This is a genomic window from Ancylobacter novellus DSM 506, assembly GCF_000092925.1.
GTDB classification, from domain to species: Bacteria; Pseudomonadota; Alphaproteobacteria; order Rhizobiales; family Xanthobacteraceae; genus Ancylobacter; species Ancylobacter novellus.
Window position 1 is genome coordinate 73,975 of record NC_014217.1, and the last position, 23,507, is coordinate 97,481.

Sequence of the window (23,507 nt, forward strand, 5' to 3'; positions counted from 1 at the left end):
TTTGACCCGGGGATCCATCTCCCCGCCTCCATCAAGTCGTGGATGCCCGGGTCAAGCCCGGGCATGACGACGTTTGGGGAGGAAGGGCATCTCAACCCACCCTGCTTGGACGGCCCGGCGACATTGGCTATAAGCGCTGCCAACCCCTTGGAGATGCGCTAGCCGATGGTCGCGTTCACCCGCCTCGCCATACCGGATGTCGTCCTTGTCCAGCCGGTGCGGCATGGCGACGGGCGCGGCTATTTCTGCGAGACCTACAAGAAGCCGGCCTTCGACGCCTTCGGCATCGATCTCGCCTTCGTGCAGGACAACGAATCGCTCTCCCGCCCGGTCGGCGTGGTGCGCGGCCTGCATTTCCAGACCCCGCCCATGGCGCAGGCCAAGCTCGTGCGCGTCTTGCGCGGGGCGATCTTCGACGTCGCGGTGGACATCCGCCGGGGCTCGCCGAGCTACGGTAAATGGGTGGCGGCGACGCTGACCGCCGAAGAGGGCAACCAGCTCTTCATGCCGCACGGCTTCGCCCACGGCTTCTGCACGCTCGAGCCGGACACGCTGATCGCCTACAAGGTCGACGCGCCCTATTCGCGTCCGAACGACGCCGGCATCGCCTGGGACGATCCGGACCTCGCCATCGACTGGCCGGTGACGACGGAGACGGCGGTGCTGTCGGACAAGGACCGCGTGCAGCCGCGCCTGCGCGACTATGCCAGCCCCTTCGCCTATGCCCCCGAGACGGTGCGGGCCTGACCATGACCAGCATCGCCCAGCGCGTCCTCGTCACCGGCGGCGCCGGCTTCATCGGCTCGGCCGTGGTGCGTCGTCTGGTGCGGCAGGGCCGGCAGGTGCTGACCTATGACAAGCTCACCTATGCCGGGAACCTCGCTTCGCTCGCCGAGGTGCACAACCTGCCCGGCCACAGCTTCCTGCAGGCCGACATCTGCGACGGGCGCGCCTTCCGCGAGGCGCTGGAGAGCTTCCGCCCCGATCTGGTGATGCACCTCGCCGCCGAATCCCATGTCGACCGTTCGATCGACGGGCCGGGCGACTTCATCGCCACCAACATCGTCGGCACCTACACGCTGCTGGACGAGGCGCTGCGCTACTGGCGCGGCCTCGATGCCGCCGCACAGAAGCGTTTCCGCTTCCACCACATCTCCACCGACGAAGTGTTCGGCACGCTGGGCGAGGACGGCCTGTTCCGCGAGGACACGCCCTATCAGCCGAACTCGCCCTATTCCGCCTCCAAGGCGGCATCCGACCATCTGGTGCGGGCCTGGTTCCACACCTACGGCCTGCCCGTGGTGATGTCGAACTGCTCGAACAATTACGGGCCGTACCATTTCCCCGAGAAGCTGATCCCGCTCACCATCCTCAACGCGCTGGAAGGCGCGCCGTTGCCGGTCTACGGCAAGGGCGAGAATGTGCGCGACTGGCTCTATGTCGAGGACCACGCCGCAGCGCTGGAGCTGATCGCCACGCGCGGGCGGCTCGGCGAGAGCTACAATGTCGGCGGCTCCAACGAGCGGCGCAACATCGACGTGGTGCGCACCATCTGCGCCATCATGGACCGCGTCGTACCGGATGCGAAGATCGGCCCGCGCGACGCGCTGATCCGCTTCGTCACCGACCGGCCGGGCCATGATGCGCGTTACGCCATCGACGCCTCCAAGCTGAAGACCGAGCTCGGCTGGGTGCCGGAGCATGATTTTGAGAGCGGCATCGAGAAGACGGTGCGCTGGTATCTCGACAATGCCGCCTGGTGGGAGCCGCTGAAGGCGCGCTACAACCGGGCGCGCCTCGGGGTCGCCAAATGACGCGCGTGCTGCTGCTGGGGGCGGGCGGGCAGGTCGGCCGTGAGATCGCGGCGCTGGCGCCAGGACGGGTCGAGAGCCTGACCGCGCTCGACCATGCCGGCCTCGACATCACCGATGCCAGCGCGCTCAAGGCGGCGCTGGAGCAATACCGGCCGCAAGTGGTGATCAACGCCGCCGCCTATACCGCCGTCGACAAGGCGGAGAGCGAGCCGGAGAAGGCGAACCTCATCAACGCCGTGGCGCCGGGCCTGATTGCGCAGGCCTGTGCCAGCCATGGTGCGGGGCTGATCCACATCTCCACCGACTACGTCTTCGACGGCACCAAGGCCGGCGCCTATGTGGAGAGCGATCCGGTCGCGCCGCTTGGCGTCTATGGCGCCTCCAAGGAGGCGGGCGAGCGGGCGGTGCGCGACAGCCTCGACCGCCACCTCATCGTGCGCACCTCCTGGGTCTATGGCGTCCATGGTGCCAACTTCCTCAAGACCATGCTGCGGCTCGCGGAGACGCGCGACCGGCTCACCGTCGTCGCCGACCAGACCGGCTGCCCGACCGCCACGCGCGACATCGCCGAGGGGCTTCTCACCGCGGCGATGCAGCTTGCGACCGCCGACGTGACGCCCGGCACCTATCATCTCGCCGGCACCGGCGTGACCACCTGGCACGGCTTCGCCAGCGTCATCGTCGCGCACGCCGCCCGCCACACCGGCCGGCATGTCGAGGTCGCGCCGATCACCACCGCCGACTATCCCACCCCGGCGCGCCGTCCGGCCAATTCCGAATTGTCGAGCGCGCTCTTCGCCCGCACGGTGGGCTATGAGGCCGCGCCGTGGCAGCTTCGCGCGGCCGAGGTGGTCGACGCGCTGTTCGCCGCCAAACAAGAGGCACCATGAAGGGAATCATCCTCGCCGGCGGCTCCGGCACGCGGCTCCACCCGATCACTCTGGTCGTGTCGAAGCAGCTCCTGCCGGTCTACGACAAGCCGATGATCTACTACCCCCTGACCACGCTGATGATGGCGGGGATCCGGGAGATCCTGATCATCACCACGCCGCACGACAGCGCCCTGTTCCGGAAGCTGCTGGGCGACGGCTCGCAGTTCGGGCTCAGCCTCTCCTATGCGGTGCAAGAGAGCCCGCGCGGTCTCGCCGACGCCTTCATCGTCGGGCGCGACTTCGTCGGTGACGAGCGCGTGGCGCTGGTGCTCGGCGACAACCTGTTCTTTGGCCATGGCCTGCCGGAGCTGCTCGGCGCGGCGGTGGCGCGCGAGACGGGCGCCACCGTGTTCGGCTATCCGGTGAAGGACCCCGAGCGCTACGGCGTGGTCGAGATGACGGCGGCGGGCCGGGTCACCTCCATCGAGGAGAAGCCGGCAAAGCCGAAGTCGAACCTCGCGGTGACCGGGCTCTATTTCTACGACAACCGGGTAGTGGACATCGCTGCCAATCTCAAGCCTTCGCCGCGCGGCGAGATCGAGATCACCGACGTCAATCGCGCCTATATGGAATGGGGCGAGCTCAACGTCTCGCTGATGGGCCGGGGCTTCGCCTGGCTCGACACCGGCACGCCGGATTCGCTGCTCGAGGCGGCGCAGTTCGTGCAGATCCTCGAGACGCGCCAGGGCCTGCGCATCGCCGCGCCGGAGGAGGTCGCCTTCCGTGCCGGCTTCATCGATGCGGCGCAGCTGACGAAGCTCGGCGAGGCGCAGAGCAAGTCCAATTACGGCGCCTATCTGATGAAGCTCGCCGAGGACGGGTTCTGAGCGCAGCCCCCGCCTCATTGAAACCATCGCGCGCATTCATCCTCGCCTCACGTCTTTTCATGAATGCCGCCCGCCCGCTCGGTTATAGACTGGCGGGCGATATCCTTTTTCGTCAGGTCCCTCCATGCCCGCCTCGCTCGCGCCGTCCTTCACGCCGTCTCCACTCGTCGACCATGTCCGTCCGCAGGCCCTCGCTTTGCCGGAGAGCGGCATCGTCGAGGTGTTCAACTATGGCCGTACGCGCGAGGGGCTGATCCCGCTCTGGGCCGGCGAGGGCGACCTCCCGACGCCCTCCTTCATCGCCGAGGCGGCGACGCGCTCTCTGGCGGCGGGCGAGACCTTCTACACCTGGCAGCGCGGCATACCGGACCTGCGCGCCGCCATCGCCAGCTACATGACCCGGCTCTACGGCGTGGCCGAGGATCCCGAGCGCTATTTCGTCACCGGCTCCGGCATGCACGCGGTGCAGGTCGCGCTGGCGCTCACCGTCTCGGCCGGCGAGGAGGTGATCATCCCCTCGCCGGAATGGCCGAACATCGCCGCCGCCGCTGAGGCGGCCGGCGCTCGCCCGGTCTACGTGCCCTTCTCCTTCGACGCGGGGCGCGGCTTCCGGCTCGACCTCGACCGGCTGGAGAGCGCCGTTACCCCGCGCACCCGGGCGATCTTCATCAACACGCCGGCCAACCCGACCGGCTACGTGGCTTCGCTCGATGAGCTGCGCGGCGTGCTCGACATCGCCCGCCGGCATGGGCTGTGGATTATCGCCGACGAGATCTATGGCCGCTTCTATTATGCCGCCGGCGAGGGCGGGCTGGCGCCGTCCTTCCATTCCATCATGGAGCCGGAGGAGCGTATTCTCTTCGTCCAGACCTTCTCCAAGAACTGGGCGATGACCGGCTGGCGCGTCGGCTGGCTGGAGGCGCACCCCTCGCTCGGCGACGTGATCGAGAACCTGATCCAGTACTCGAACTCGGGTGTCGCCGCCTTCATGCAGCGGGCAGGCGTCGCCGCGCTCGAGCGCGGCGAGAGCTTCGTCGCTCACCAGATCGAGCGTGCCAAGCGCGGGCGCGACATCGTTGCCGAGGGGCTCGCCTCGTCGAACCGCGTGCGCTTCGCCCAGCCGGAAGGCGCGTTCTACATGTTCTTCGGTGTCGAGGGCGAGGACGACACGCGCCAGCTCGCTCTCAAGCTCGTGGACGAGGCGAATATCGGGCTCGCGCCCGGCACCGCCTTCGGCCCCGGCGGCGAGGAATATATCCGGCTGTGCTTCGCCCGCGGCGAGGCCCAGGTGGCGGAAGCGACCGACCGGCTGGTGCGCTGGCTCAAGAGGTGACACGAGGGACGCGCGTCATCTGATACCTTGAAGAAGAGGCGCCGGCGACGCAGACTGTTTGTATGCGCGAGTTCAGTTCTCCCCCCGGACCGCTTCCTCCGCCGACCGTGTCGGAAGCGCGGCTGCTGTCGGTGCTCGACACTGCGGCGGACGGCATCATCGTCATCGACGAGCATGCGCGCATTCTCATCTTCAACAAGGCCTGCGAGAAGATGTTCGGCATCGCGGCCGCCGAGGCGATCGGGCAGAACGTCAGGATCGTCATGCCGATCGAGTACGCGCGGGAGCACGACGAGTATCTCGGCAGCTACATTCGCACCGGCGTGAAGAAGATCATCGGCATCGGCCGCGAAGTGCGCGGGCGTCATATCGACGGCACCATCTTCCCGCTGGAACTGTCGGTCGGCGAGGCGGCAACGCCGGACGGGCGGCAGTTCATCGGCATCCTGCGCGACCTGCGCCCGCGCAAGGAGAGCGAGCAGCGCCTCGCCGACCTGCAGAGCGAACTCGTGCATCTTGCCCGCGTCTCGGCGATCGACGAGATGGGCGCGGCCATCGCCCATGAACTCAACCAGCCGCTCACCGCGCTGATGCTCTACCTGCAGGCGATCAGGCGCGCCCACGCCAAGGGCGTCGACATCGTCAAGGTCGTCGGCGAGATCCTCGACAAGGCGGCGGGCGAGGCCGAGCGCGCCGGCCACATCATCCAGCGCATGCGCCAGTTCGTCGAGAAGCGTGAGCCGGAGCGGCATGTGCGCGAACTCGACCCGCTGATCGACGAGGCGATCGACCTCACCCTGCTGGGCCAGCGCCATCGTATCCGCATCGATCGCAAGCAGGGCACCAACCTGCCGCCGGTCTCGGTCGACCCGGTGCAGGTGCAGCAGATCGTGGTCAATCTGGTGCGCAACGCCATCGAGGCTGCCGCCGGCATGACCGATCCGGCGATCCATATCCGCACCCGCAGCGCGGATGGCACGGTGGTGCTGGAAGTGCAGGACAACGGGCCCGGCATCGCGCCGGAGGCGTTGTCGAAGCTGTTCGAGGCCTTCGCCAGTTCAAAACGTCGCGGCATGGGTCTTGGCCTTGCGATTTCGCGGACGATCGCCCAGAACCACGGGGGGGACCTTCTGGTGGATCCGGGCGGCAATGGCAGGGGTGCATGTTTCTCGCTGGTCCTGCCAGCGGCGGCCGCGCCGGCTGAAGTGGGGTGAAGGAGCAGGCGATGGCGCAGCTGGGTGAGGTCTTCATCGTCGACGACGATTCCGCGGTGCGCGACGCGCTCTCGCTGGTGCTCAGTCTTGAAGGCTACCACGTACGCAGCTTCTCGGACGGCGCGGCCTTCCTCTCGGTGGCCCGTACCCATGTGCCGGCCTGCATCGTGCTCGACGTGCACATGCCCGGCCGATCCGGCCTCGACATCCTCAAGGAGCTGGAGGCGGACCGCTATCCGGCGCCGATCTTCATCATCTCCGGCCAGGGCGATATCCCGATGGCGGTGGACGCGATCCGCCACGGCGCGCTCGATTTCATCGAGAAGCCGTTCGACGCCGACACGGTGGTCGAGCGCGTGCGCGATGCCATCGAGGCGCACAGCCGGCGCGGTTCCTCGGAACCGGGCGACCTGCTGACGGCGCATTTTCCCGGCCACGAGATGCTCACACCGCGCGAGCGCGAGGTGCTGGTGCAGATCGCCTCCGGCGCCTCCAACAAGGAGGCGGGACGCAAGCTCGGCATCTCGCCGCGCACCATCGAGGTGCACCGCGCCCGCATCATGGAGAAGCTCGGCGCCAAGAACGCCGCCGACCTGGTGCGCATCGTGCTCAAGGACATGCGGGCTTAAGGACTGCGGGCCTGGGCAGCAGGAACCTCTACGCATCCCTACGAATTGCTGACGCAGCACGTCTTTTCCACTTTCGGGGACAAAACGTGGGAGAGAATCGTTGCGCGTCCATGTGGTGGAAGATGATGCCGGTGTGAGCGATTCGCTCTCCCTCATCCTCGGCAATGTCGGTCATAAGGTGATTGCCTATCCCGACGCGGAAAGCCTGTTCAAGGCGCCACCGCCGGAGGGACGGGACGCCGTGATCGTCGATCTGAGCCTGCCCGGCATTCCCGGCGCGCAGCTGGTGCGCTGGCTGCTCAACCTCGCCACCCCGCCGCGCGTGATGGTCATCACCGGCCAGTCGCAGAGCTTCATCGACCACCAGCTGCGCGGATTGAAGCCGACTTGGCTGGTGCGCAAGCCGCTCGACGCCGACACCATCACCCGTGTGCTGCCGGCCGAATAGCCCCGCCGCTCCGGAAAGTCCCTTACGCAGCCCACCGAACTGTGCGACCGCCGCCCGCCGCCTAAGGTTTCTGCACACAGAAGGTGGAGCGCCAGATGCGACAGATCGTCGAAGAACGCACCGGAAGCCCGACGCGCCAGCCGTCCTATGCCGAGCCGCACCATCCCGGCCTGCGGGTCGCCACCCATGTCACCGTGCTGCACGAGGGCGATCCGGCTCGGCGCATCATGGAAGTGGTCGAGGGCGCGGTGATGCTCACCAAGCTGTTGCCCGACGGGCGCCGCCAGGTGGTCGAGCTGCTCGGGCCCGGCGATGTCTTCGGCCTCGCCCATGACGACGCCTATGCCTGCTCGGCCGAGACGCTGACGCCGGCGACCATCGCCACCCATGAGCGCAGCGCGCTGGAGCGCGATCCGGTGCTGGCGAGCCGGCTGCTGCGGCGCTTCGAGGCCCAGCTTTGCGTTATGCATTCCCACGCGCTCGTGCTCGGCCGCATGTCGGCACTGGAGCGTGTCGCCTTCTTCCTGCTGCGCCTCATGCCCGAGGGCATGGTCGGGGGCACGCTGCATCTCTCCATGACCCGGCAGGAGATCGCCGATTTCCTCGGCCTGACGCTGGAGACGGTGAGCCGGGCCTTCTCCGAACTGAAGCGGCGCGGCTTCGTGGCGCTCCAGCGCGCCGACGAGGTGCGCATCCAGGACCGCGGCAGCATGCGCCGGCTCGCCGGCGCGCTCTGACACGGAGAAATACCGGCTGCGTATCGCCGGAGCGTGCGACGACCAATCCCTTCCATCGCCTCGACGCCCCGCTCGCGCGGGGCGTTTTTCTTTTGGGCCTCCATCGGATCACACCGCGGCCGAATGGCGCGCAGTCGTTTGCTGCAGCCGCGCGTCGAGGGCGGCGGCGGCGAGGCGCACGAAGGGGCGTCCGGTGGCGGTCATGGCGACGTGGTGACCTTCTATGGTCACCAACCCGTCGGCGGCGAGGCTGGCGAGGCGCGGCGCCGCCTCGTCGAAGGTCGGCGTGTCGAGGTCAACCTGCAGGTCGCACATCAGCCGCTCTATATAGGCGCCGCGCGCGACGTCCTCGGGCGTGAAGGCGATGCCGCGCGCGGTGGCGAACCGGCCGGCGTCGACGGCGCGCATATAGGAGGCGGCGTCCGGCGCGTTCTGGGTGAAACCCTGCGGGAAGCGGCTGATGGAGGAGGCGCCGAGACCGATCAGCGCGTCCGCCGCGTCGACCGTGTAGCCCTGGAAGTTGCGGTGCAGATGTCCCGCCGCCGCGGCGCGCGCCAGCGGATCGTTCGGGCGGGCGAAATGGTCGAGCCCGACCGCGGCATAGCCGTTGGCGAGCAGCACCTCGCGCGCAGCCTCCGCCTGCTGCAGCCGCTCGGCCGCGCCGGGGAGATCCTTCTCGTCGATCATCTTCTGGTTCGGCCGCATCCACGGCACATGCGCATAGCCGAACAGAGCGAGCCGCTCCGGCCCGAGCAGGGTGGCGAGGCGCGCGGTGCGGCGCACGTCGCGCTCGCTCTGGTGCGGCAGGCCGTACATCAGGTCGAGATTGACCGAGGAGACCCCGGCCTCGCGCAGCAGGCGCACGGCGCGCTCCACCGTGCCGAAGGGCTGCACCCGCCCGATGGCGCGCTGCACATGGGCGCTGAAATCCTGCACGCCGAGGCTCACCCGGTCGACGCCGATGGCGGCGAGCGCGTCTGCGATCTCCTCGTCGACCTCACGCGGGTCGAGCTCGAAAGCGTGCTCCGTGAGCCGGTCGAGATCGAAGGCTTCGCTGATTCGGTCATAAAGGCGCCGCAGCGCCTTGCCGCCGACAAGGCTCGGCGTGCCGCCGCCCCAGGCGATATGGGTGACGGTGCGCCCGCCGGCATGAGCGGCGACGAACTCGATCTCGCGTTCCAGCCGCGCCACATAGGCCGCCACTGGCTCAGGCCGGCGCGTCGCCTTGGTGGTGCAGCCGCAATAGAAGCAGAGTGCCGGGCAGAAGGGCACATGCAGATAGAGCGAGAGGTTCGCCCCGGTGTCGAGCGTGGACAGCCACGCGGCGTGGTTCTGCGGGCCGACGTCACCGGTGAAGTGCGGCGCGGTGGGATACGAAGTATAGCGGGGAACGGCCCGCTCTGCGTGCAGCAGGGTTGAACTATGCATGTTGGTTGTTTGACCCGGAACGGCATTCGGCGCATTGATCCCGCGCAAACCTCCGGCCGCGATCTGCCCCACATGCCGGCCATGCACCTGCCGGTCCGCCTATGCTCCTGCCGCCTTTCCTGACGCGTCTCACCCCTACGCGCCGCCTCGTCTGGCTTGCTGCCACGCTCGTCATCGCCTTTGCCGGCGGCGGGTTCTTCGCCTGGCTGGCCATGCCGGCGGGCTGGCTGTCTGGGGCGCTGGTGGCGACCGGCATCGCCGCCCTGGCGGGGGCGCCGGTCGGGGTAGAGCGCAACATCCGCCTCGCCACCTACATCCTGCTCGGCACCTCCATGGGCTCGGCGGTGACGCCCGATACGCTGCACGGCATCACCACCTGGCCGGTGACGATGCTGGTGCTGATCGTCTCGGTGCCGGTGATGATGGTGGCGGTGGTGTTCTATCTGGAACGGATCGCCGGCTGGGACCGTCGCAGCGCCTTCTTCGCCGCCGCGCCGGGCGCGCTCTCCACCGTGCTGGTGATGGCGGAGACCTCGGGCGCCGACACCCGACGCGTCGTGTTCGGCCAGTCGATCCGGCTGTTCATCCTGGTCACGTTGCTGCCGCCGACGCTCGGCGGCTTCGGCCACGAGCCGGCGGGAACGCTGCCGATCAACCCGGTGGTGCCGGATCTTGCGACAGCGCTGCTGTCGATCGGCGTCGGCATCGCCGGCGCCTTCATCGCCGAGCGCATCCGCTTTCCCGGCGGCGCCATGGTCGGCGCGATGCTGGCGAGTGCGCTGGTGCACGGCTTCGGCCTGATCGAGGGCCGGCTGCCCGACATCTTCCTCATCATCGGCTTCGTGGTGCTGGGCGCCAATACCGGCAGCCGCTTCGCCGGCACCAAGATCCGGACGCTGCGCCATTTCCTGGTGGATTCGATGGTGGCGCTGGCGATCGCCACCCTGGTGGCGCTCGCCTTCGCCTTCCTCGGCTCGTGGCTTGCCGGCGAGCCGTTCACCAAGGTGCTGCTGGCCTATGTGCCCGGCGCGCTGGAGGCGATGACTATCATGGCCTTCGTGCTGGGCCTCGACCCGGCCTTCGTGGCCGCGCACCACCTCACGCGCTTCCTCGGCCTCGCCCTAGCGATCCCGCTGGTGACGCGGATGTTCTTCGGCCGGGCGGCGATCCCGTCCGAGAATGTCGAGATCGACCAGACCGAGCCGAAGGACTGACGGCTATTCCGCTGCTTCGGCTCGGGTGACGAAGGGCAGGCCGAGCCGGCTCCACACATCCACGAGCGCATGTGCGAGCTGGGCGACCAGCGCGTCGTCGTGGAACGGGCCGGGAGTGATGCGCAGCCGCTCGCTGCCGCGCGGCACGGTCGGGTAGTTGATCGGTTGGATATAGATGCCGTGATCGGCGAGCAGCATGTCGCTCGCCGCCTTGCACGCCTCTGCGTCGCCGACCATCACCGGCACGATGTGGGTGTCTGTGACGATCTGCGGCAGGCCGGCGAGATCGAGCGCGCGCTTGACCTTAGCGACCTGCGCCTGCTGGCGGGTGCGCTCGGTGCCCGACGCCTTCAGGTGCCGCACCGAAGCGGCGGCCGCCGCGGCGACGGCCGGCGGCAGGGCGGTGGTGAAGATGAAGCCCGGCGCATAGGAGCGCACCGCGTCGACGATGGCGCGACTGGCCGTGATGTAGCCGCCGACCACGCCGAACGCCTTGCCGAGGGTGCCTTCGATGACGTCGACCCGGTGCATCACCCCGTCGCGCTCGGCGACGCCGGCGCCGCGCGGGCCGTACATGCCGACCGCATGCACTTCGTCGAGATAGGTCATCGCATTGTAGCGTTCGGCGAGGTCGCAGATGGCCCCGATCGGCGCCACGTCGCCGTCCATCGAATAGACGCTCTCGAACACGACGAGCTTCGGCCGGTCGCCCGCCGCCTTCAGCAGCTCTTCGAGATGGGCGAGGTCGTTGTGGCGGAAGATCTGCTTGTCGCGGCCGGCCTGACGCACGCCCTCGATCATCGAATTGTGGTTCAGCGCGTCCGACAGCACGAGGCAGTCGGGGATGAGCTTGGCCAGAGTCGAGATGCCCGTCTGGTTGGAGACGTAGCCGGAAGTGAAGACCAGCGCCGCGTCCTTGCCGTGCAGGTCGGCGAGCTCGGCTTCAAGCTCGACGATGGCGTGGCTGTTGCCGGAGATGTTGCGGGTGCCGCCGGCGCCGGCGCCGGCCTGCCGGGCGGTGGCGCACATCGCCTCCACCACGGTCTCGTGGCAGCCCATGCCGAGATAGTCGTTGGAGCACCAGATGACGATGTCGCGCGCGCCCTGCGGCGAGTGCCAGACCGCATGCGGGAAGCGGGCGCTATCGCGTTCGATCTCGGCGAAGGTGCGATAGCGACGCTCCTGCTTGAGCGTGTCGACGGCGTTCTGGAAGAAACGGGCGTAGTCCATGGTGCATCCCAGTTCGGCGCATCCCAACCGGGCCGCTGTCCGCAAGGGCAGGGGCGCTCTTCGGGCAACATGAACTTTGGAGCGGTTCCGATCAACCCGAGAAAACCCGGACGCGGCGATCGGGCGCGCCTATTGGAAAAGCCGCTTCCTCACGTCTGCGCGAGCGTGCGTACCTCCGCCAGTGTCAAAGGCAGCGTCTGGCGGCCGTCGAAATAGACGAAGCGCAGGCGCTTACGGCGCGAGACCATCTGGGCGGGGAGCGGATCGTAGCGGAAGCTGCCACCGCCCAGATGCGGCATCACCGCGCCGACATCGGTGACCTCGTCGGTCTCGACGCGCAAAAGACTGACGCGGGTTCCGTCCGTCGTAATGGCGTCGAACGGGACATTAGCGAGGCGCAGGAAGCTGGTCGGATCGCTGGCGCCGGCGAAGCCTTCGACGAAGGCCTTCTCGACGAGATCAATATCCGTTTCGACATGCGCATGGTCGCTGTCCTCCGGCGGCTCGGGCAGATGCGGCGTCTGCCACTGCGCCGCCGGACGCGGCGAGTGGCCGTGGTTCGGAGCCGCGTGGTGAGCGTGCGAATGGGAATGTGAGTGGCTATGGCCACCCGCTCCGTGGTCGTGGTGGTGATGATCGTGGCCGCGGTGCATGTTTCAGCCTCCTGCGTGCTTCGAGGCCGCCTGCGGCGGCGCCTCAGCATGAGGAGGATCTGCTCGTGGACCGAGAGCATCCTCATCCTGAGGCGCCCGGGCAAAGCCCGGGCCTCGAAGGATGGTCAGTGGGGTGCCGGTCTAGAAACTCACCGGCTTGTCGATCATGTGCCGGTGCGAGCCGAGCTTGCCGTGCGCCACCATCGAGCCGAGCGCCTCGACGACGACGCGCAGGCCGAACAAAGCGGTGATGTCGGAGGTGTCGTAGGGCGGGGAGACCTCCACGACCTCCAGCCCGCATAGGCCCTCGGCGGCCACCAGCCCGAGGATCTTCAGCGCCTCGCGCGGCAGGAAGCCGCCGGGCTCCGGCCAGCCGGTGCCGGGCACGAAGCCGCAATCGATGCTGTCCACGTCGAAGGAGATGTAGACCGCGTCCGCATCCTTCCACGCCAGCTCCAGCGCGATCTCGGCGGTCTTCTCGAGCCCGATCTTCTCGATGTCGTCGATGGTCAGGACGTTGGTGCCACGCTTCCTCGCCTCCTGCACCCCGTAGCGCGGAACCTGCCAGCCACCGATGCCGAGCTGCACGAGGTTCTTCGGCGAGACGTTCGGCAGGTTCGTCGCCCAGTACCAGGGCGTGGTGTGCATGCGCTCGTCGAGATCCTTCTCCTGGATGTCGATGTGGCGGTCGAAATGGATGATACCGATGCGTTTGGAGGTGCATTCGGCGATCCCCCGCACGCAGGGAAAGCCGATGGAATGGTCGCCGCCGAGCATGATCGGCAGCGCGCCGGACGAGAAGACGTGGGAAACACCCTTGGAGATCTGGTCGAAGCTCTTCTCGAGATTGGCGGGGATGGTGAACACGTCGCCGGCGTCGCAGAGCGTCATCTGCTCGCGCAGGTCGATGCCGAGTTCGTAATTATAGGGCGTGTAGAGCGCCGAGATACGGCGGATGCCCTGCGGCCCGAAGCGGGTGCCGGGGCGATAGGTCGTGCCGCTGTCGAACGGGATGCCCAGCACGGCGGCGTCATATTTGCCGACGTCGCGGACATTCTCGACATAGGGCGCCTTGAGGAAGGTGTTGATGCCGGCGAAGTGCGGAAGTTCGCCACGCGCGAAGGTCGGGATCGACTTGTCGGTGATGGAATCGGCGCCTGGCAGGCCCATGTCGAGCGCCCATTGCTGTTCCTTGCGCCAGCCATTCTCGGAGAGCTTCTCCTCGGCTTCGAGCGAGCGCCAGCCCTGCATCTCCCTGATCTCGAAATTGGGATGATGCCGGCGCAGGCGCGACGGGGCGGGGCGCAGGCCCGCGACACGGGTGGAACGCTGGGGGGCGGTAGGTTCGGGGAAATGACGCATCGTCTGTCTCCTCATCGCCGAAAGACCTCAGGCGGCCTTAGCGAGGAGACCTCGGGCGGGTGAGCCGGAGGGTCTTCGCCGCGAATGCCGCCGCGCGAGCCTCCCGGGCTTTTGTCCCGCCGTGGACCCGGCGTAAGGCCGGGCTGCCCCTCTCGGACCAGTCGCGTCACAGGACGCCGGAACCCTAGGGACATTTGCATCGAAGGGTAGATCGGCTTCCGGCGGACCGGAAGCCCGGAATTGCGGCAAATGCCGAGGACCGCCGCCGAAGTTTTCGGCGCCGGCCGGAAGACGAAGACTCAGATCACCCCGGTCAGCAGGCCGACGCCGGCCACCGCGACCACGGCGCCGAGCGCCTGGGTGAGGCGCGGCGCATTGGCGCCGGCCTTGCCGATGGCGATGCCGGCACCGATACCGGCGACATGCAGCAAGGCGGTCGCCAGCATGAAGCCGGCGGCATAGGTGAGGGCAGAGGCGTCGGCCGGCATCTCGGCGCCATGGGCGTGGCCGTGGAAGACGGCGAAGAAGCCGACCAGCGCCATAGCGGCGCCGAGCGGCCAGTTCTTCCAGCCGAGCGCCACCGCGCTGCCGAGCACGATGACCGAGGCAGCGATGCTGATCTCGACGAAGGGCACGGCCACGCCATACATGCCGAGCGCGCCGCCGGTCGCCATCAGTGCGACGAAGGTCGCCGGCACCGCCCACAGCGCGCGCCCACCGAGATTGGCGGCGAAAATGCCGACCGCGACCATGGCCAGCACATGGTCGAGGCCGCCGATCGGGTGCAGGAAGCCGTGCGAGAACCCGACCGCACCGCCGTGGCCGGGATGGGCGAAGGCGAGGCTCGGGCTGAGCGCCAGCAGGGCGGCGAGCGCACCGCGGGTGGCGTGACGTCGGACGCCGGACGGGACGAAGTTGGACATGACGATCCCTCGTGGAAAAGGCAGGCCGCCTTCGGGTGCCCCCGGTGCGTACGTCTGCGTAGGATGATTTGGCACGGCGAGCATAGGCCGGGGGCCGACCCGGTCAATCCGCTTCGCGCCCCGACCTCAGCCCATGCAGCGGCCGTGCCAAGGCGGCTATTTGGTGCCGAAGATGCGGTCGCCGGCATCGCCGATGCCGGGCACGATGTAGCCGTGGTCATTGAGGTGGCTGTCGACAGCCGCGGCATAGACGGTGACGTCGGGATGCGCCTCGTGCATCACCTTCAGTCCTTCCGGAGCGGCGATGAGGCAGACGAACTTGATCGACTGGCAGCCCGCGGCCTTCACCTCGGACACCGCCGCCACCGCCGAATTGCCGGTCGCCAGCATCGGGTCGAGCACGATGGCGGTGCGCTCGGAGATATCGCGCGGGAGCTTGAGATAATACTCGACCGCCTGCAGCGAGACCGGGTCGCGGTAGAGCCCGACATGGCCCACGCGCGCCGCCGGCAGGATTTCCAGCATGCCTTCGAGGATGCCGCCGCCGGCGCGCAGCACCGAGACGAGGCAGAGCTTCTTGCCCGAGAGGATCGGCGCCTGCATGGTCGCCAGCGGCGTCTCGATCTCGATGAGCTCGGTCGGCATGTCGCGCGTCACCTCATAGGCGAGCAGCATGCTGATCTCGCGCAGCAGCAGCCGGAACTCGTTGGCCGGCGTGCGCGAGCGGCGCATCAGGGTGAGCTTGTGCTGGATCAGCGGGTGGTCGACGACGATGGTGGTCGGCGGCAGGGCAACGTCGGTCAGCACGGTGGGCGCGTTCATGGGCTCGCTCTGGATTATGTGGCGCGGCCCGCGAAAGGCGGGCCGTCGCGTCTCCCTTGAGGGCAGGATAGCGCGAAACGCGATACAAGAAACGGACCATTTCGTCCGTTTTTCCGCTTGCCGGCCGCCGCCCCCTTGCGGAAGCCGGGGTTTCGCGCTCACATCTGTTGCTTCCGTTGTCCGGCGCACTCGCCGGACGGAGAAGCGAGTTGATCATGTCCGTCAATGCCAATGCAGGCGGTCGTTCCCGCAACCACATCGTCCTCACCTCCCACGGGGCGCCGACCGGCGTCGCTGCCGACGCGCCCAGCCTGAACTGGGGAGCGCCCACGCCCGCCGAGCGCGGGCCCGTCGTCGCCACACTCACCGATCCCAAGCGCCGCAACGCCATCGGTGCCCATGCCGGCGGCTATTCGGTCTATCGCGCGCTGGCCATCGCCGCCGGGGCGCTGCCGGCCGATTTCCGCGCCGACCTCACCAACACCGCCCCTTCCGATGCCATCGGCCCGCACCCGCAATGGGGCGACCCGAAGGCCATCGTCTCGCTCGACCCCTATGGCCACATGGTGGGCGAAGCCTTCGCCGGCGAGATCGCGGCCGGGCTCGATGTGCGCCCGACCATCGCCATCACCCGCGCCCATATCGATATGCCGGAGATCCGTGACGCGATCCGCGCCGGGCGGCTCGCCATCGATGGCGACATCATCGGCCCCAAGGGCGACGTGCGCGTCACCAAGGCGGCGATCGAGCCGGTCTGGTACCTGCCCGGCATTGCCGAGCGCTTCGGCGTCTCGGAAGGCGCGCTGCGCCGGGCGCTGTTCGAGCACACAGGCGGCATGTTCCCCGAGCTCGTGACCCGCGGCGACCTCAAGGTGTTCCTGCCGCCCATCGGCGGCATGACGCTCTATATGTTCGGCGACCCCTCGAAGATCGGCGACGGCATCACCCCGCTCGCCTGCCGCGTGCATGACGAGTGCAACGGCTCGGATGTGTTCTCCTCCGACATCTGCACCTGCCGGCCCTATCTCGCCCATGGCATCGAGATCTGCGTGGAGATGGCGCAGAAGGGCGGCGTCGGCCTCGTCGTCTACAACCGCAAGGAAGGCCGGGCGCTCGGCGAGGTGACGAAGTTCCTCGTCTACAATGCGCGCAAGCGGCAGGAGGGCGGCGACCTGCCGGAGACCTATTTCAAGCGCACCGAATGTGTCGCCGGCGTTCAGGACATGCGCTTCCAGGAGTTGATGCCGGACGTGTTCCATTGGCTGGGCATCAAGCGCATCGACCGCTTCGCCTCGATGAGCGACATGAAGTTCAACGCGCTGGCGCGCGCCGGCATCGAAGTAGTCGAGCGGGTGCCGATCCCCGACGAGCTGATCCCCTCCGATGCGCGGGTCGAGATGGAGGCGAAGGTCTCCGCCGGCTATTACGGCGTCGGTTTCCAGAGCCAGTTCGACGCGACGCAGGGACGGGCGCTGGAGGAGTAGGGTCCCGACTTCCTTCCGCTTCCGTCCAACCTCATCCTGAGGTGCCCGGCAACGCCGGGCCTCGAAGGATGGTCATCGCAGAGCCGTCCGGGAGGAGCATCCTTCGAGGCTCGCTGCGCTCGCACCTCAGGATGAGGTGGCATTGAAGAAAGTAGTTGCATGACCCCGCCCGAACTCGTCGCCCTGCGCTCGCCCGCCGCGGTGCGCGCCCGCTGCCATCAGGTGCTCGACTATGTGCGGGTCGGGCATTCGCCGCATTTCACCGTCGACGAGGCGGCGCTGGACGGGGTGGCAGACTATGTCGCGCAGGTGACGCGGCAGGCCTATCCGACCCTCGACATCCCCTATCACAGCCGCTGGCGGCACTTCGACGCGGGCGGGGTCGACCGCTGGGCCGCGCTGGAAGGTAGGCTCGAAGGCGCGGATAAGGCCGAACGCGCCCGCGTCATGATCGACCTCGCCGTGGTGAGCGTGCTGCTCGATGCCGGCGCCGGCGACGCCTGGCGCTACCGCGAAGAAGCGACGGGCTTGACCGTCACCCGCTCGGAAGGCCTCGCCGTGGCGAGCCTGCGCATGTTCGAGGTGGGCGGTTTTTCCTCCGACCCCAAGGTGCCGCTGCGCGCCGATGCAAAAGCGCTGATCGGCCTCGATGCGGCGACGCTGGCGAAGCAATTCCAGGTGTCGGACGACAATCCGCTGGTCGGCGTGTCCGGCCGGGTGGCGCTCATCAACCGGCTCGGCAACGCGCTCGCGGCGCGGCCGGACCTGTTCGGCACCGAGGTGCCACGGCCGGGCGGGCTTTATGATGCGCTGCTGCCCAAGGCGAAGATCGGCCGGCTGCCGGCGCCCGCTATACTCGGCGCGTTGCTCGACGGGCTGTCCTCCATCTGGCCCTCTGGCCTCGATGTCGAGGGCGTCGCGCTGGGCGATGTCGGCCGCCATCCGGCGGTGCGGGTCGCCGACCTCTCCGACCAGCTCGTGCCGTTTCACAAGCTGTCGCAATGGCTGACCTATTCGCTGCTGGAGCCCTTCGAGGCGGCGGGCCTCGCCGTCACCGAGCTCGATGAGCTGACCGCGCTGCCCGAGTACCGCAATGGCGGGCTGCTGGTGGATCTGGAGGTGATCGTGCCGCGCCAGCCCATCGATCCGGCGCAGAAGCACCCGGTGTCGTCCGAGCTGGTGGTAGAATGGCGCGCGCTCACCGTGGCGCTTATGGACCTGCTGGCCGGCCGCGTGCGCGAGCGGCTCGGCCTCGACGCCTCGCAGTTCCCGCTCGCCAAGCTGTTGCAGGGCGGCACCTGGAGTGCCGGGCGCCGCATCGCCGCCGAGCGCCGCCCGCCCGCCGGCCCGCCGCCGATCGCCATCGACGCGGACGGGACGGTGTTCTGAGCCTCAATCCAGCTGCGCGCCCGACGCCTTTACGATTGGGGCCCATTTGGCGAGCTCGGCCTTCACATGGGCCTCCAGCTCCTGCGGCGTCGAGCCGACCGAGACGGCGCTGAAATCGGCGAGGCGCGCCTGCACCTTGGGCGTCGCCAGCGCCTTGTTGGCGGCCTGGTTCAGTTTCGCCACGATGGCGGGTGGCGTGCCGGCCGGGGCGAACAGCGCGTTCCAGCTATAGGTCTCGTAGCCCGGCAGCGTCTCCGCGACCGCCGGCAGGTCGGGGAAGGACGGCGCGCGCTTCAGCGTCGTCACGCCGAGCGTCTTGAGCTTGCCGCTCTTTATGTAACCGGAGGCGGTTGGCAGATTGTCGAACATAATCGGCACCTGCCCGGAGATGACGTCGACCAGCGCCGGCCCCGCCCCCTGATAGGGGATGTGCTGCATGTCGACGCCGGCCATGGTCTTGAACAGCTCGCCCGACAGGTGCCCCGGCGTGCCGTTGCCGGCGGAGGCGTAGGAATACTTGCCGGGATTGGCCTTGAGCAGGGCGATGAACTCCTCGACCGTGTTCGCCGGGAAGCTCGGATGGACGACCAGCGCGTTCGGCACGATGACGAGCAGCGACACGGGCGCGAAGCTCTTCACCGGGTCGAAGGGCAGGTTGCGGTAGAGCGCCGGGTTGAGCGCGTGGGTCGAGACCGTGCCCATCATCACCGCGTAGCCGTCCGGCGGCTGCTTGGCGAGATGGGCGGTTCCGAGGCTCCCGCCCCCACCGCCGCGATTCTCGATGATGACGGGCTGGCCGAGGTCGGCGCTCATGCCCTCGCCGATCAGCCGACCCACGAGGTCAGTCGATCCGCCGGCGGGGAAGGGTATGTCGAGCGTGACCGGCCGATTCGGAAAATCCTGAGCGCCAGCGGATGACAGCGAGAGAAGCACGGCGGCGGCCGCGGCGAATAAGACACGATGCATGATGGAGCCCCCAAGCTCGCGCCATCATGGGGCCGGACGGGCGGCGAGGCCATCCGTGACTTCGGCGGATCAAGGCGTGGATGGCCGGGGCAGGCCCGGCCATGACGGTGTTCCTGTTTGAACCGTCATCCCGGACGGCCAAAGGCCGATCCGGGATCGCGTCGATATTGGAGAGCGATCCCGGCTCTGCGCGTCGCTTCGGCCGGGATGACGCCATTGGATGGCGGACGAGATGACGCCCGCCGTTCACATCAATCCAGCTGGGCGCCGGTCGCCTTCACGATCGGTGCCCATTTGGCGATCTCCTTCTTCACATGCTCGCCGAGCTCTTCCGGAGTCGAGCCGACCGGCGTGGCGCTGAAGTCATTGAAGCGCGCCTGCACCTTGGGATCGGTCAGCGCCTTGTTCGCGGCGGCGTTGAGCTTGGCGACGACTTCCGGCGGCGTGCCGGCCGGGGCGAACAGCGCGTTCCACGTATAGGTCTCGTAGCCCGGCACCACCTCGGCGATCGCCGGCAGGTCGGGGAAGGAGGGGGCGCGCTTGGCAGTGGTGACGCCCAGTGCCCGCAGCTTGCCGCTCTTGATGTGGCCGGAGGAGGAGGGGAGGTTGTCGAACATGATCGGCACCTGGCCGGAGATCACGTCGATCAGCGCCGGGCCCGCGCCCTGATAGGGGATGTGCTGCATGTCGACCCCGGCGAGGCTCTTGAACAACTCGCCCGAGAGATGCAGCGGGGTGCCGTTGCCGGAGGAGGCGTAGGAGTATTTGCCGGGATTGGCCTTGAGCAGGGCGATCAGTTCTTCGGTGGTCTTGGCCGGGAATTCCGGGTTCACCACCAGCACGTTCGGCACGATGGCGAGCAGCGAGACCGGCGCGAAGCTCTTCACCGGGTCATAGGGCATCTTCTTGTAGAGCGCCGGGTTGAGCGCGTGCGTGGCGACCGTGCCCATGAGGATGGTGTAGCCGTCGGGCGAGGCCTTGGCGACCTGCGCGGCGCCGAGATTGCCGCCGGCGCCGCCCTTGTTCTCCACCACCACCGGCTGGCCGAGCTCGGCGGTCATGCGCTCGGCGATCAGCCGGCCGACAAGGTCGGTCGAGCCGCCGGCGGGGAAGGGGATGACCATGGTGATCGGCCGGGTCGGGAAATCCTGGGCCGCGGCGCCGCCTGCGGCGAGGACGGCAGTGACGGCGGCGGCAAAGAGCGAGCGAAGCATTGAGGCGACCTCCCTTGGTGCAAATGCGCGGTGCGGGCGCAGCCGGACCTCTCGCGGATCCCGTGCTGCCTGTCCACGCCCACATTGCGGTATAGGGCGCCTCCGCTCAATCTCCATCGGTGTTCGACCATGGGCGGAGAAGGATTGGATGTAATCTGACGCGGGATCGTATCCAATCTGTGCAGCTTGAGCATACGATGCCCAATTGATGGGCGCTTTTGCCGGCCGCGCGCGGCCCACCGGGCCGAAGCTCGCACCGCCATGGCGCGCCGCCATCTTTTGCGCAACTGGCATATCGCTTGCGTTAGTCTGACCTCGATTGCAGCAGCCGGGAGCGATGAAGTGGGAGCGTTGCCGACGACATGAGCAAGGGCGCCGACATAGAGCTTATCCAGGTCACCAAGCGCTACGGCACGGCGCTGGCGGTCGACGCGGTGTCGCTCAAGGTCCCCGCCGGCACCTATTGCTGCCTGCTTGGCCCATCCGGCTGTGGCAAGACCACGACGCTGCGCATGATCGCCGGACACGAGAGCATCACCGAGGGCGATATCCGCCTCGGGGCGAGCGTCGTCTCCGACCTGCCGCCGGCCAAGCGTGGCACGGCGATGATGTTCCAGAGCTACGCGCTCTTCCCCCATCTCGACATCGTCGACAACGTCGCCTTCTCGTTGAAGATGAAGGGCGTCGACAAGGCGACCCGCCGGGCCAAGGCGCTGGAGATGCTCAAGCTCGTGCAGATGGACCATCTCGCCGAGCGCCGGCCCGCCCAGCTCTCCGGCGGCCAGCAGCAGCGCGTGGCGCTCGCCCGCGCGCTGATCACCGACCCGCAGGCGCTGCTATTGGACGAGCCGCTCTCGGCGCTCGACCCGTTCCTCAAGGTCAAGGTGCGGCAGGAGCTGAAGAAGCTGCAATTGCAGCTCGGCATCTCCTTCATCCACGTCACCCACAGCCAGGAGGAGGCGATGGCGCTCTCCGACCTCGTGGTGGTGATGAATGGCGGGCGGATCGAGCAGGCGGCGACGCCGCGCGAAGTGTTCAACCGGCCGGCTACCGCCTTCGTCGCCCGCTTCATGGGCGACCATAACGTGATCGCCGGCCGCGTCACCGAGGCGGGATCCGAGACGGTCACCTTCGAGGTGCCGGGTGGCGCCTCGTTCAAGGCGCCAAGAACCTCCCAGTTCGCGCCGGGGCTGGAACCGGGAGCGCCGGTCGAGATCGCCGTGCGCACCGACCGGGTGAAGCTCGGCGCCGGGCTGGAGCCCGGCTGCGGCCTCACGGGGCTCGTGCAGAACATCGAATATCACGGCCAGAAGGTGCAGGTGGCGCTCGCCGCGCCCGGCATCGACGAATTCTCGGTGCAGGTGCCGGAGACCGCCTTCTTCGCCGCGCCGCTCAGCGTGGGCGACGCCGTGCCACTCACCTGGACGCCGCAGGACGTCCACATCCTCGAGGCCTCGCCCTCGGCCTGACCCAAAGCCTAGCCGTTCGACTGACGCCATCGCCGACCAACGCTCGGGAGACTGCAATGAGCAAGAACACTTCGGATCGCATCGGCGCCAGCGGCGCCAAGGGCATTAGCCGTCGCAACGTCCTCAAGGGCGCCGCGGCCTTCAGTGGCGTCGCCGCGGGCTCGGGAGCGATCACCGGCTTCCCCACCATCTGGGCTCAGAACCCGATCACGCTGCGCCAGTTCGGCACCGGCGTGTCGAACCTCAACGCCATCGCCGAGAAGTGCAAGGCCGACCTCGGCATCACCCTGCAGATGACGGCACTGGATTCCGACGCCGTCTCCCAGCGCGTCGTCACGCAAGCCAACAGCTTCGACATCGCCGACATCGAATACTGGATCTGCAAGAAAGTGTTCGCCGCCGGCACGCTGCAGCCGATGGACGTGAAGAAGATCAAGTATTACGACCAGATCGTGCCGATCTTCACCACCGGCAAGCTGACCCCGGAATCGAAGATCGCGCAGGGCACCGCGCCGAGCACGGTCGGCTTCGTCGAAGGGCCGGATTCCAAGAAGTTCGCCAAGGAGCCGACCCAGTGGATGACGCTCATCCCGACCATCTATAACGCCGACACGCTGGGCATCCGCCCCGACCTCGTCGGCCGGCCGATCAAGAACTGGAAGGACATCCTCGACCCGGCCTTCAAGGGCAAGACCTCCATCCTGAACATCCCGTCCATCGGCATCATGGACGCGGCGATGATCTGCGAGAGCGCCGGGCTGATCAAATATGCCGACAAGGGCAACATGACGAAGAAGGAGATCGATTTCACCATCGACTTCCTGATCAAGACCAAGAAAGCCGGCCAGTTCCGAGCCTTCTGGAAGACATTCGACGAGAGCGTCAACCTCATGGCCTCGGGCGAGGTGGTGATCCAGTCCATGTGGTCGCCGGCGGTGGCGGCGGTGCGCTCGAAGGGCATCCCCTGCGTCTACCAGCCGCTGGAAGAGGGCTACCGCGCCTGGGGCGGCGGCCTCGGCATGGCCAAGCACCTGAAGGGCGCGCAGCTCGACGCGGCCTATGAGTACATCAACTGGTACCTGTCGGGCTGGGTCGGCGCCTATCTCAACCGCCAGGGCTATTACTCGGCCGTTCTTTCCACCGCCGAGAAGAACATGACGCCGGACGAATGGGCGTTCTGGATGCTCGGGCAGCCCGCCAAGGCCGACATCCTCTCGCCGGAAGGCAAGGTGATGTACACGGCCGGCGCGGTGCGCGACGGCGGCTCCTTCGAGCAGCGCATGGGCGCGGTCGCCTGCTGGAACTCGGTGATGGACGAGGACCGCTACATGGTCCGCCGCTGGAACGAGTTCATCGCGGCGTGAGGCAAGGACGCCGTCATGGCCGGGCTTGGCCCGGCCATCCACGCCTTGGTTGAGG

At 67.9% G+C, this 23,507-nt stretch carries 22 protein-coding genes and 1 riboswitch; of the genes, 14 read left to right on the top strand and 8 right to left on the bottom strand.

Features of this window, described 5'->3' with window-relative positions; translation table 11 throughout:
- The first annotated feature begins 165 nt into the window (after positions 1 to 165).
- From rfbC to SNOV_RS00465, 9 genes are all read left to right on the top strand, one after another.
- A complete protein-coding gene (gene rfbC / locus SNOV_RS00425; protein WP_013164925.1) occupies positions 166 to 747 on the top strand; it encodes a dTDP-4-dehydrorhamnose 3,5-epimerase in 582 nt (193 codons plus the stop codon).
- Between the two features lie 2 nt (positions 748 to 749).
- A complete protein-coding gene (gene rfbB / locus SNOV_RS00430; protein WP_013164926.1) occupies positions 750 to 1,814 on the top strand; it encodes a dTDP-glucose 4,6-dehydratase in 1,065 nt (354 codons plus the stop codon).
- Positions 1,811 to 2,704, top strand: coding sequence for a dTDP-4-dehydrorhamnose reductase (gene rfbD / locus SNOV_RS00435; RefSeq protein WP_013164927.1), 894 nt, complete (start codon positions 1,811 to 1,813; stop codon positions 2,702 to 2,704). The genes rfbB and rfbD overlap by 4 nt, the downstream gene beginning before the upstream one ends.
- Positions 2,701 to 3,573, top strand: coding sequence for a glucose-1-phosphate thymidylyltransferase RfbA (gene rfbA, locus SNOV_RS00440; protein ID WP_013164928.1), 873 nt, complete (start codon positions 2,701 to 2,703; stop codon positions 3,571 to 3,573). Before rfbD ends, rfbA begins: the two co-directional genes overlap by 4 nt.
- Before the next feature lie 124 nt (positions 3,574 to 3,697).
- On the top strand, positions 3,698 to 4,906 hold the full coding sequence (locus SNOV_RS00445) for a pyridoxal phosphate-dependent aminotransferase (RefSeq protein ID WP_013164929.1): 1,209 nt from the start codon (positions 3,698 to 3,700) through the stop codon (positions 4,904 to 4,906).
- Positions 4,907 to 4,968: 62 nt separating this feature from the next.
- Positions 4,969 to 6,120, top strand: a complete 1,152-nt coding sequence (locus tag SNOV_RS00450) for a two-component system sensor histidine kinase NtrB (protein ID WP_013164930.1) — start codon at positions 4,969 to 4,971, stop codon at positions 6,118 to 6,120.
- Positions 6,121 to 6,131: 11 nt separating this feature from the next.
- Complete coding sequence (locus tag SNOV_RS00455) at positions 6,132 to 6,749, top strand: response regulator transcription factor (protein ID WP_013164931.1); 618 nt, start codon at positions 6,132 to 6,134, stop codon at positions 6,747 to 6,749.
- 115 nt (positions 6,750 to 6,864) lie between these two features.
- The gene (locus SNOV_RS00460) at positions 6,865 to 7,197 is read left to right on the top strand and encodes a response regulator (RefSeq protein WP_272481036.1); all 333 of its coding nucleotides are present in this window, start codon (positions 6,865 to 6,867) and stop codon (positions 7,195 to 7,197) included.
- 95 nt (positions 7,198 to 7,292) lie between these two features.
- Positions 7,293 to 7,934 carry a helix-turn-helix domain-containing protein gene (locus SNOV_RS00465; protein WP_013164933.1) on the top strand — a complete coding sequence of 214 codons (642 nt, stop codon included), beginning with the start codon at positions 7,293 to 7,295 and terminating at the stop codon, positions 7,932 to 7,934.
- A 108-nt stretch (positions 7,935 to 8,042) separates the two neighbouring features.
- On the opposite strand, the gene hemN is transcribed toward SNOV_RS00465, so the two are convergent.
- Positions 8,043 to 9,362: an oxygen-independent coproporphyrinogen III oxidase gene (gene hemN / locus SNOV_RS00470; protein ID WP_013164934.1), complete on the bottom strand. Its 1,320-nt coding sequence runs from the start codon at positions 9,360 to 9,362 to the stop codon at positions 8,043 to 8,045.
- Between the two features lie 101 nt (positions 9,363 to 9,463).
- Between hemN and SNOV_RS00475 the strand changes: the two genes are divergently transcribed.
- On the top strand, positions 9,464 to 10,576 hold the full coding sequence (locus SNOV_RS00475; protein ID WP_013164935.1) for an AbrB family transcriptional regulator: 1,113 nt from the start codon (positions 9,464 to 9,466) through the stop codon (positions 10,574 to 10,576).
- A 3-nt stretch (positions 10,577 to 10,579) separates the two neighbouring features.
- Here SNOV_RS00475 and hemA read toward each other — a convergent pair whose 3' ends face one another.
- The 5 genes from hemA to upp all read right to left on the bottom strand — a co-directional run bounded on the left by hemA (position 10,580) and on the right by upp (position 15,566).
- Positions 10,580 to 11,806, bottom strand: a complete 1,227-nt coding sequence (gene hemA / locus SNOV_RS00480; RefSeq protein ID WP_013164936.1) for a 5-aminolevulinate synthase — start codon at positions 11,804 to 11,806, stop codon at positions 10,580 to 10,582.
- 149 nt (positions 11,807 to 11,955) lie between these two features.
- Positions 11,956 to 12,459 carry a hypothetical protein gene (locus SNOV_RS00485; RefSeq protein ID WP_013164937.1) on the bottom strand — a complete coding sequence of 168 codons (504 nt, stop codon included), beginning with the start codon at positions 12,457 to 12,459 and terminating at the stop codon, positions 11,956 to 11,958.
- A 141-nt stretch (positions 12,460 to 12,600) separates the two neighbouring features.
- On the bottom strand, positions 12,601 to 13,821 hold the full coding sequence (locus tag SNOV_RS00490) for an agmatinase family protein (protein WP_013164938.1): 1,221 nt from the start codon (positions 13,819 to 13,821) through the stop codon (positions 12,601 to 12,603).
- Positions 13,822 to 13,919: 98 nt separating this feature from the next.
- A riboswitch (guanidine-I (ykkC/yxkD leader) is annotated at positions 13,920 to 14,020 on the bottom strand.
- Between the two features lie 100 nt (positions 14,021 to 14,120).
- Complete coding sequence (locus SNOV_RS00495; RefSeq protein WP_013164939.1) at positions 14,121 to 14,744, bottom strand: HupE/UreJ family protein; 624 nt, start codon at positions 14,742 to 14,744, stop codon at positions 14,121 to 14,123.
- 156 nt (positions 14,745 to 14,900) lie between these two features.
- On the bottom strand, positions 14,901 to 15,566 hold the full coding sequence (gene upp / locus SNOV_RS00500; RefSeq protein WP_013164940.1) for a uracil phosphoribosyltransferase: 666 nt from the start codon (positions 15,564 to 15,566) through the stop codon (positions 14,901 to 14,903).
- 215 nt (positions 15,567 to 15,781) lie between these two features.
- On the opposite strand from upp, the gene SNOV_RS00505 reads away from it, so the two are divergent.
- Positions 15,782 to 17,050 carry a GTP cyclohydrolase II gene (locus SNOV_RS00505; RefSeq protein ID WP_013164941.1) on the top strand — a complete coding sequence of 423 codons (1,269 nt, stop codon included), beginning with the start codon at positions 15,782 to 15,784 and terminating at the stop codon, positions 17,048 to 17,050.
- 159 nt (positions 17,051 to 17,209) lie between these two features.
- Positions 17,210 to 18,439 (top strand): URC4/urg3 family protein, encoded by a 1,230-nt coding sequence (locus SNOV_RS00510; RefSeq protein ID WP_013164942.1) that lies wholly within the window; start codon positions 17,210 to 17,212, stop codon positions 18,437 to 18,439.
- 3 nt (positions 18,440 to 18,442) lie between these two features.
- Here SNOV_RS00510 and SNOV_RS00515 read toward each other — a convergent pair whose 3' ends face one another.
- The gene (locus SNOV_RS00515; protein ID WP_013164943.1) at positions 18,443 to 19,405 is read right to left on the bottom strand and encodes a Bug family tripartite tricarboxylate transporter substrate binding protein; all 963 of its coding nucleotides are present in this window, start codon (positions 19,403 to 19,405) and stop codon (positions 18,443 to 18,445) included.
- Positions 19,406 to 19,656: 251 nt separating this feature from the next.
- Entirely contained in the window at positions 19,657 to 20,619 is a 963-nt protein-coding gene (locus tag SNOV_RS00520) for a Bug family tripartite tricarboxylate transporter substrate binding protein (protein WP_013164944.1), read from the bottom strand.
- 362 nt (positions 20,620 to 20,981) lie between these two features.
- On the opposite strand from SNOV_RS00520, the gene SNOV_RS00525 reads away from it, so the two are divergent.
- Complete coding sequence (locus SNOV_RS00525; RefSeq protein ID WP_013164945.1) at positions 20,982 to 22,088, top strand: ABC transporter ATP-binding protein; 1,107 nt, start codon at positions 20,982 to 20,984, stop codon at positions 22,086 to 22,088.
- A 56-nt stretch (positions 22,089 to 22,144) separates the two neighbouring features.
- Positions 22,145 to 23,452: an ABC transporter substrate-binding protein gene (locus tag SNOV_RS00530; protein ID WP_013164946.1), complete on the top strand. Its 1,308-nt coding sequence runs from the start codon at positions 22,145 to 22,147 to the stop codon at positions 23,450 to 23,452.
- Positions 23,453 to 23,507: the final 55 nt, after the last annotated feature.